Origin of the sequence: Leptospira adleri, from assembly GCF_002811985.1 — a bacterium.
Classification (GTDB): domain Bacteria; phylum Spirochaetota; class Leptospiria; order Leptospirales; family Leptospiraceae; genus Leptospira; species Leptospira adleri.
On record NZ_NPDU01000115.1, the window covers coordinates 1 to 8,976 of the forward strand.

At 43.6% G+C, this 8,976-nt stretch carries 8 protein-coding genes; 2 read left to right on the forward strand and 6 right to left on the reverse strand.

Annotation, left to right across the window (positions count from 1 at the left end; translation table 11 throughout):
- Both CH376_RS22970 and CH376_RS22975 read right to left on the reverse strand, forming a co-directional pair.
- On the reverse strand, positions 1-1,155 hold a 1,155-nt coding region (locus CH376_RS22970), incomplete at its 3' end, for an ABC transporter permease (protein ID WP_125232033.1).
- Complete coding sequence (locus CH376_RS22975; protein ID WP_100785462.1) at positions 1,152-1,919, reverse strand: ABC transporter ATP-binding protein; 768 nt, start codon at positions 1,917-1,919, stop codon at positions 1,152-1,154. The genes CH376_RS22970 and CH376_RS22975, both read right to left, overlap by 4 nt.
- Positions 1,920-2,219: 300 nt before the next feature.
- On the opposite strand from CH376_RS22975, the gene CH376_RS24360 reads away from it, so the two are divergent.
- Positions 2,220-2,387, forward strand: a complete 168-nt coding sequence (locus CH376_RS24360; RefSeq protein WP_165781738.1) for a hypothetical protein — start codon at positions 2,220-2,222, stop codon at positions 2,385-2,387.
- Positions 2,388-2,395: 8 nt separating this feature from the next.
- The gene (leuS, locus tag CH376_RS22980) at positions 2,396-4,987 is read left to right on the forward strand and encodes a leucine--tRNA ligase (protein ID WP_100785392.1); all 2,592 of its coding nucleotides are present in this window, start codon (positions 2,396-2,398) and stop codon (positions 4,985-4,987) included.
- 211 nt (positions 4,988-5,198) lie between these two features.
- Here leuS and CH376_RS22985 read toward each other — a convergent pair whose 3' ends face one another.
- The 4 genes from CH376_RS22985 to CH376_RS23000 all read right to left on the reverse strand — a co-directional run.
- Positions 5,199-6,272, reverse strand: a complete 1,074-nt coding sequence (locus CH376_RS22985; RefSeq protein WP_100785391.1) for an LIC10486 family protein — start codon at positions 6,270-6,272, stop codon at positions 5,199-5,201.
- Between the two features lie 6 nt (positions 6,273-6,278).
- Complete coding sequence (locus tag CH376_RS22990) at positions 6,279-7,010, reverse strand: hypothetical protein (protein ID WP_100785390.1); 732 nt, start codon at positions 7,008-7,010, stop codon at positions 6,279-6,281.
- Between the two features lie 100 nt (positions 7,011-7,110).
- On the reverse strand, positions 7,111-8,460 hold the full coding sequence (thrC, locus tag CH376_RS22995) for a threonine synthase (protein ID WP_100785389.1): 1,350 nt from the start codon (positions 8,458-8,460) through the stop codon (positions 7,111-7,113).
- 3 nt (positions 8,461-8,463) lie between these two features.
- A partial coding sequence (locus tag CH376_RS23000) for an SPFH domain-containing protein (RefSeq protein WP_207769155.1) occupies positions 8,464-8,976 on the reverse strand: 513 nt, incomplete at its 5' end.

Here is an 8,976-nt window from a genome sequence, read left to right on the forward strand (position 1 = left end):
TTCCTTTAGCGCCAGAATGGGTTTGAGAGTTCTGATTTCCACAAGAGACTCGATGGAAGAAAAGAACGGAATTAAAATTCCGATCAATAATCCCCAAAAAAAGGAAGACCATCCGATCGTCGGTCTAAATCCGAGAATATCTTCTCCTGCAAGATCCGGAATCCAACCTAATAAGATATTTCCCAATGCAATTCCCAGAATGGATCCGATCAAAGAGAAAAATAACAATTCTCCTAAAACGATAAAACTTACCGTCCGAGGTCGGGCGCCGAGACATTTTAATACTGCGAGGGCGCCCGACTTTTCTCTAATTCCAGCACGACTCGCAAGAAGAATCGAAATTCCCCCCAAAAAGAACGCGGACAAACCCAATAAACTGAAAAAATCCAACGTGTTCGTTAAGAACTTTCGAGAACCGGAATTAGTCTCCGTTGAATCGTAAAGAGTTAAGTCTTTTTGAATATACTCTTTAAAATGAAGTTCTTTGTATTTGCTCGCGACGCTCGGATCCTTGAGTTTGATCGGAATCAAATAACTGATCCGAGAACCTCTTTGTTCCAAACCCGTCGAAGCCAACGACGAAGAAGTAATGATAGAAGTCGGAGCCATAGAAAGAAAACTTCCCGCGATTCCGGGTTCTTTGAGAACCTTTCCCTTTAATATAAAATTTCCATCGCCGAGAGATACGGAGGAACCGATTTTCAGCTTTAAATTTTTGATCAGACTTTCTTCGAGTAAAATTTCTCCTTCCTTGAGTTTGCGGTACGCACCCGGCGGTTCGGTTAGAATTTCTCCGTAATAAGGAAATTTTCCCTTCATCGTTTTGATCAGAGAAAGTGTGGTTTCGTCGTTCTCCGTATTTCGAAGCATGGAAGCGAATTGTACGAGTTCCGAGGTTTCCGATCCCTTTGGAAGACTTCGGGACATAAATTCTTTTTGCTCCGAGGTGATCGGAGAAGAAGTTTGAATCAAGAGATCGGACCCCATCAAGTTGCGGGCTTCCTTTAGGATGGACCGGCTCAATTCTTCTCTATAAGCATGAATCGCCGTAACAGAGCCGGTCCCGATCGCAATCGCCAATACAATCTGCAACGCGGAACTTTTTCTGGAACGAAAATCCCGAAGGATCGAATGAATCAATAATTTCAGTTTCATCTTTTTTTCTTTGAAACCTTTTTCTTCGCGGCCTTTACGGAGTTCACAGGTTTCACGGACACGTTCTTTTGAAACCGATTCTTCTTACCCTGAATTTCTCGAATGATTTTTCCATCGCTCATTTCGAGCACGCGATCCGCGAGATCGGCGACGGAATGATCGTGTGTAACGACGATCAACGTGGAGGAAGTTTTTTGATTCAACTCTGCGAGAAGATTCATCACCATCACGCCGTTCTTCTTATCCAAATTCGCAGTCGGTTCGTCCGCGAATAATATTTTCGGATTGTGAATGAACGATCTTGCGATCGCAATTCTTTGTTCTTCTCCTCCCGAAAGTTGTCCGGGAAAATTAGAAGCTCTTTCCTTCATGGAAACTTTTTCCAACCATAAGAACGCTTGATCCCTTATTTGAGCGGTTGTGAATTTTGAATTTAAAACAAGAGGTAAGGAGACATTTTCCAACGCATTGAGCGATTTGATCAGCTGAAAATTTTGAAAAATAAATCCGATTTTTTCTCCTCTCAGTTTTGCAAGTTCGTCTTCCCGTTTTTCCAAAAGAGGAATTCCGTCCAAGATCACTTCTCCCTCGTCCGGACGATCCAAACCTGCTGAAATAGCGAGCAATGTGGATTTTCCGGAGCCGGAAGGCCCTATAATAGCGATGAATTCTCCTTCTTCGATCTGAAAAGAGATGTCTTTTAGTACTTCGAGTTTTTTTCCGGAAACTGAATAGGACTTATTGAGATTTTTTACCTGTAGCAAACGCGGCACCATCCTTGTCTGGCTCTTGAAAGAAATATATTTCCATTCAATCGGCTTTCATACATTGGAAACATGCATTTAAAAAAGCATTCCACATAAAACAAAAGATCTCAATTTTTTTAAAAAAAATTCCACTTATTTCTGATGAGTGTTCGCTAATTTTTTTTGACTCTAAACTACCTGGTTTTTATAACGTAATCTCCGATCGGCCGGGAAGGGATGTTGTTGGATCACGTTTCTTTCCCGATTTATTGACACTCTGTAAATAAACAAATCAGCATGAATAAGTCTGGGAGCAAAATGCAGTTACTTGAAGAAAAACAAACAGAAGCGAAAGGGAATCATCTCTTGATCTGCACGGGATGCAGATCGAAGGTCACTCAACTCTATCAATACGATCTTTGTAAATCCTGTTTGAGTAAAACGTTTCAAAGATTGATCAAGGTAATTGACTCAGTAAGAAAATAAGGATCCAAATGCAATATCCGTTTCAGGAAGTAGAATCGTTTTGGCAAAATTTTTGGGAAGAAAACAATAGCTTTCAGACAAATATTCGCTCTTCTAAACCAAAATTCTACTGCTTGGATATGTTTCCCTATCCGTCCGGAGCAGGACTTCACGTAGGTCACCCGGAAGGATACACCGCAACCGACATTCTTTCCCGTTTCAAAAGAATGAAAGGTTTTGAAGTTTTACATCCCATGGGTTGGGATGCGTTCGGACTCCCTGCAGAACGTTATGCGATGCAGACCGGAGTTCATCCCGCGACTACCACAAAGAACAACATCGACAATTTTCGAAGACAGATCAAAATGATCGGCCTTTCTTACGACTGGTCCCGCGAACTTTCGACGACCGATCCCGACTACTATCAATTCACACAGTGGATTTTTCTTCAGCTTTATAAATCTTGGTACAACCCGGAACTCAAAAAAGCAAATTCTATCGACGATCTCGTCGAAAGATTCTCCAAACGAGGTTCTCAAGGATTAGACTATAAACAATTCAGCGTGGAGGAATGGAACCAATCGACTCCGGCGCAAAAAGAGAAAATTCTTTCGGACTTCCGACTCGTTTATCAAGCCGAAATCCCCGTAAACTGGTGCGAGGGCCTGGGGACCGTTCTCGCAAACGAAGAAGTGGAAGAATGGGTGGAAAAGGGATACGAAGTCGTTCGTAAACCGATGCGTCAGTATATGATGAGAATCACCGCCTACGCGGATCGCCTTTTAGAAGACCTTACGCTCGTGCAGTGGCCAACTTCCACGCTTGAGATGCAAAAAAACTGGATCGGCAAGAGCGAAGGTTTGGAGATTACGTTTCCTTTAAAAAAAGCGATCGGCGATCTCGATGGAATTCGAATTTTTACCACAAGACCGGATACGATCTTCGGAGTGACTTATATGGTCGTAGCTCCGGAACATCCGATCGTGGCTTCGATTACAACGCCCGAACAAAAACAAAAAGTAGAAGAATACCAAAAAGCCTCCGCTCTCAAAAGCGACTTGGATCGAACCGAGTTGAGCAAAGAAAAGACCGGAATTTTTACCGGCGCTTTTGTGATCAACCCTGCCGACCCTACGAAAGAAATTCCGGTGTGGATCAGCGACTACGTGTTATACGGATACGGAACCGGCGCGATCATGGCCGTTCCGGCTCACGATCAAAGAGACTTCGAATTTGCCAAAGCCTTCCATCTCAAAATCATTCCGGTAATCGAAGGTGAAATCTCCGAAGAGGCGTCCTTCGATTCTAAAACTTCCGTTTGTATCAATTCGTCCTCGACGGAAATTTCCATCGACGGACTGGATTATGTTTCGGCTTCTTCCAAGATCATTTCTTGGGCAGAATCCAAACAGATCGGAAAGAAAAAAATTCAGTTCAAACTCAGAGACTGGCTTTTCGCGAGACAAAGATATTGGGGAGAACCGATTCCATTGGTTCATTATCCTTCCGGAGTCACGAAAGCGATTCCGGAGTCGGAGCTTCCATTAGTACTTCCTAATTTACCCGAATTTAAACCTTCCGGAACGGGAGAATCCCCTCTCGCTCTTGCAAAAGAATGGTTGAGCTATAAGGATCCGGTTACCGGAGAAATCGGAACAAGAGAAACAAATACGATGCCGCAGTGGGCCGGTTCCTGTTGGTATTATCTTCGTTACATCGATCCTAAAAACGGTAAATTCTTCTGTGATCCGGAATTGGAAAAAAAATGGATGCCGGTCGATATGTATGTCGGAGGCTCCGAACACGCGGTCCTTCACCTTCTCTATTCAAGATTCTGGCATAAATTCTTATACGATATCGGAGTTGTCTCGACGAAAGAGCCGTTCGGAAAACTGGTTCACCAAGGATTGATTCTCGGGGAAGACAAACGCAAGATGTCCAAATCGCTCGGAAACGTGGTCAATCCGGACGACGTGATCAAAGAATACGGAGCGGACAGCCTTCGACTTTTTGAAATGTTCATGGGTCCTTTGGAGATGGTCAAACCTTGGAGCACGCGCGGCGTCGAAGGCGTTTTTCGATTCTTAAATAGAATCTGGAGATTGTTTCACGGCGGCGCGGACGAATCCTTTCACATCGACGACGTGGAACCCACACCGGAAGAATTGAAAATTCTTCATAAAACGATTCAGAAAGTTTCCGAAGACATTCCTAACTTTTCATTCAATACGGCGATTTCACAGTTGATGATCTTCGTAAACGAATTCACGCCCTTGGAAAGAAGACCGAAAAAAATATTGGAACCTTTCATTCTTTTGATCGCTCCTTTTGCTCCTCATATCGCCGAAGAACTTTGGAAGCGCGCCGGAAAAAAAGAATCCTTATCTCACGAACCGTTTCCGGAAGCGGACGCTCAATACTTGGTCGAATCCGAAATTCTAATCGTTGTCCAAGTGAACGGAAAACTAAGAGACGAGTTCAAAGCTCCCAAGGAAGTGACTCAAGCCGATGCGATCGCTTTGGCAAAGAATCTCGAAAAGATTCAGGGTATTTTAGAGGGAAAAACGATTCGCAAAGAAATCTACGTCCCCGGCAAACTCGTCAATCTTGTGATCGGCTGATCTTTTTTGAAAATGTAGGAACTCCTATGTTCTCAAAAAGACGGGATCGTCGAAGCGGGATGCGGTAGAAAACCGTAAGCTCAGAAGGTTTTCTTGAAAAACGTTTTGAGGAGTTCTTGCAAATTTGCTCCGACAAACAAGTCGGCGCGTTGTCACCGGAACCGACGACCCTTAAAATGTAGGATCTCCCACATTTTAAGGAATCGACGGCTTATTTCATAATCAGAAATACGAGTAGGCCCAAAACAATCACAACACCGGCAACGATGATCATCCCCAAAGAACCGCCGCCACCGGATTCTACTTTGGCAGGCGCAGGAGTGGAACCGGAAGTTTTTCCTTTCAGTCTTGCAAGTCGAACGGGACGTTCTTCAAATGCCTGCAACAGAACACCCGAAGGTCCTTTCGCAAAAATATGATATTCTCCCTTGCCCGCGGCGATTCCGATAAATTCTCCGACCACACTCTTAGGATTGCCGGCTTCGTCGAAACCGCCTAAGGTCTTTGCCATCGCCTTTTCATCCATACTTCCCATAGGCAACTGAAAGAGGAGCTTATCTCCTTCACTCAAATCGTCAAAGTCGATTCCTCCGACCGGAGAAAGAACCGTCTTGGCAAGAACCACTCTTCCAAAAGGTCTTTTAAACTGTTCAATTTGCCTTTGGACCGGAGTTTTTTCCTGACTCTCCGGAACTTGACCGAGCGCGGGTTCTTCGGCGGGACGATTGACGGCAGGAATGATTCCGGTGAACACGTTCTTAGCTCTGAACTTCAAGCTCGACATATATTCTACGTCCGCCTGGATTCTAACTATATTCACTTTTAATGATGTTTTGATTTGATTTTCTAAAATATTAACCAAACTCGAAGCGTCGTTTCTTTCCCAGTTCGGATAAGAAGTATCTAAAACCGCTTTTGTTAGTTTAGAATATACGATACGACCGATGCTGTCCGAAAGCCCGGGATCGAACGGTTCCGATTTCGCCGCTTCCACCATATCCAAAGCGAACGCGGCGGAATCCTCGAAACTGCGAATTTTACGAATCAAAGAAGAATTGGAAAACAGAGAATAGATTTCTATTACTTCATTTTTATATTTGCTTACTAACGCGACGACCGCACCACTTCTATTTTCAATATCGATTCTGATTTTTAATAGGAAAGCGTCTCTAATCTTTCCTTGGATCAATTCGACTGCTTGATCTTCCGTAACGACAGACTCAAGCGCGAGATTCATCAGGTTCGCTTGCTCCTGTAATTTATTAACTTGATTACTCGGTTCCATTCATCCTCATTCTGCAAAACTAGGTATCAAATTTTGGCCTCTGCCGAATTTCGATCTCCTAGGAATGTAATCCTCTCTTAGAGGAATTTCAACTCTTGCAACAGTTTGTGAAATACCTTTTCTACTGTAAATCGTAAACAAGTGTCTGTCAAATCCGCTCTGCGCAACTAAAATTTCAACCATCGTAATTCCAAGCCCGGCGCCTTCCGTTGAATCGCCGAACTTCATAAAAAACTCAAAAAGATTATCGAAGTCTCGAGAGATTCTAAATTTCTCTCTCACTCTCTTTTCTTCCTGATCCGTTAAATGAAAATTATTAAGAATTTTTAAGATGATACGATGTTTATTAAAAAAGAATGTTACTTTTATAGTAAGATCATGTTCTTTCATTTTTTCCCTATAAAATGGGAACTTTTTATCGCTGAGGCTGCTATGAAACGATTCCATTCCTCTTTGATAGTCTTCCATCGATTCGATGTCCAACTTCGATTCTTTAAAAAGAATCCTTTTGATGGCGGCTTTTGTCGCATTAACGATCAACTCTTTGGAGGAAGTATAAAGAAGCTCCGTCAAATCCAAACGATCGTAACGGGTCAAAATTCCTTGAATGATATATTTGAGTTTTTTCTCACCCTTAGGTGTTAACACATAGGTGATTAAAGAGATAGGAACTTCTTTCGAAATTGCAGAATCGACTTCCATCTGAAAGTCTGCTGATACATCGTCAAAATCCCTCATGGATTAGAGATAAGACGAAAAACTTCTGACTTTCGACGAAAAAAAAAAAATTAAGAAAAAAAGTCTTAAAAAAAATCTAAGAATCGTTTTAAAACGAGCTTTATCCCAAACGTAACAAATTTCGAATCAAATCGATTACTTTCTCTGCTTTTGGCTCGATTCTATGAATTGAATTCACCATTCTAGAATCCGTTCCTGCAATCTCGCCCGCATGGAATTTAAGCTTAAATTCGGTGAATTTTAGTCCGTGCGCGGTAGAGATTACGACCACATTCTCCCCTTTTGCAATCGTTCCCTTTTTCAAAAGTTTGTTTAAGGCGGCAAGAGCGACGCCCGTATGCGGATCATTGTACAAACCGAAAAGATCCGCCTTCGCGGCCGCGTCGGAAAGTTCCGCTTCGCTCGCTTGTTCCACGACTCCGTTGAACTTTTTCAGGGTCTTGATCGCCTTTTGAATCGAAACAGGGTTTCCGATTTGAATCGCCGAAGCAAGCGTCGTCTTCGCGGAGATCGGTTCGAAACTTTCAAAATTCTTTAAATACGAAAGATACAACGGGTTTGCGTGCTCCGCTTGTGCTAAAACGATTCTCGGTAATTTGTCGATCAGCCCGAGCGAAAGCATCATTTCGAAACCCGCTCCGAGCGCCGAAACGTTTCCAAGATTTCCTCCGGGAATCACGATCCAATCCGGAACCTTCCATTCCAATTGCTGCGTGATTTCGACGGAAATGGTTTTTTGTCCTTCGATTCGAAGAGAATTCATAGAGTTCGCAAGATAAATCCCCGCTTCGCGAGTCACTTCTTTGACGATTTGCATACATCCGTCAAAGTCCGTATCCAACGCGATCACCTTCGCGCCGTTAGATACCGGTTGAATGAGTTGCGCCTGTGATACTTTTCCGGCTGGCAAAAAGATAATCGCAGGAATTCCAGCTTTTGCGGCGTAAGAAGCAAGCGCGGCGGAAGTATCTCCGGAACTCGCGCAAGCCACCGCCTTGATGGGAACTCCGTTCGCAATCATCTGTTTTACTTGGGATAAAAGGACCGTCATTCCGAGATCCTTGAAAGATCCGGTGTGCGAGATCCCGCATTGCTTAACGTAAAAACTTCCGAGACCCAAGTCTGCGGTCAAACGTTCGGAATGAAATAGATGCGAAAGCCCTTCTCCCGATGTTACGATATTCTTATCTTCGATGTGCGGAAGAACCCATTCTCTCTTGTTCCAGATTCCGGAAGAATTCGGAAACTTCACCGAACGAAAACGGGAGTCAAAGGTTTGCTTCCACTCCTCGCCCGATACCGTCTTCAGAGCTTCTAGGTCGTGGGAAACTTGAAGAAGACTTCCGCATTTTCTGCACTCGTACACGATCTCGTTCAGATCGTATCGAGTTTTACAGGAATCGTTTATACATTCAAATTCGGCTTTGTATCGGGTGAGAGTGGAGACCATATTTTAGATAGAATTCAAAATGTCCTTTTTTTTGGTATCAAATTCTTCCTGAGTAATGAGACCTCCGTCGAGAAGAGACTTTAATTTGCCGATCCGAGTCGCCGCGTCTTCTCCCGCCGGTTTAGCTCCGGCCTGGTTTTGATTTTGGTTCATCATATTCGACATCATTCCGGCCATATTCATCCCCATTCCGAGTCCCATTCCGGCGCTCATACCTTCTCCAGCCGCGCCTCCCGGATTGTTTGCGGCTGCTTCCCCGATATCCAACATTCTTTTTTGCTGATACATATTCCCCATCGTTTCGATTTCGAATTTATCGGTGAGAACTTTCTGAATCTTTTGGAAGTTCGGATCGTTTTGATCAAAATTGATCGACTGAATGAAGAAGTCCACAACCTCGAGTCCGTATTTCTGAAAGTCCGGTTGTGTTTTGGTTTTTCCCGCCGCGGAAGCCTCTTCGAGATGTTGGGAGATCTGAGTGATCGGAACTCCGGTCTTTAACACGACTTCGGAAAT

Excerpts from the sequence above, each read along its gene's own strand:
- CH376_RS24360 (WP_165781738.1), top strand. The coding sequence starts at position 2,220 with ATGCAGTTACTTGAAGAAAAACAAACAGAAGCGAAAGGGAATCATCTC.
- leuS (WP_100785392.1), top strand. The coding sequence starts at position 2,396 with ATGCAATATCCGTTTCAGGAAGTAGAATCGTTTTGGCAAAATTTTTGG.
- CH376_RS22985 (WP_100785391.1), bottom strand. The coding sequence starts at position 6,272 with ATGGAACCGAGTAATCAAGTTAATAAATTACAGGAGCAAGCGAACCTG.
- CH376_RS22990 (WP_100785390.1), bottom strand. The coding sequence starts at position 7,010 with ATGAGGGATTTTGACGATGTATCAGCAGACTTTCAGATGGAAGTCGAT.
- thrC (WP_100785389.1), bottom strand. The coding sequence starts at position 8,460 with ATGGTCTCCACTCTCACCCGATACAAAGCCGAATTTGAATGTATAAAC.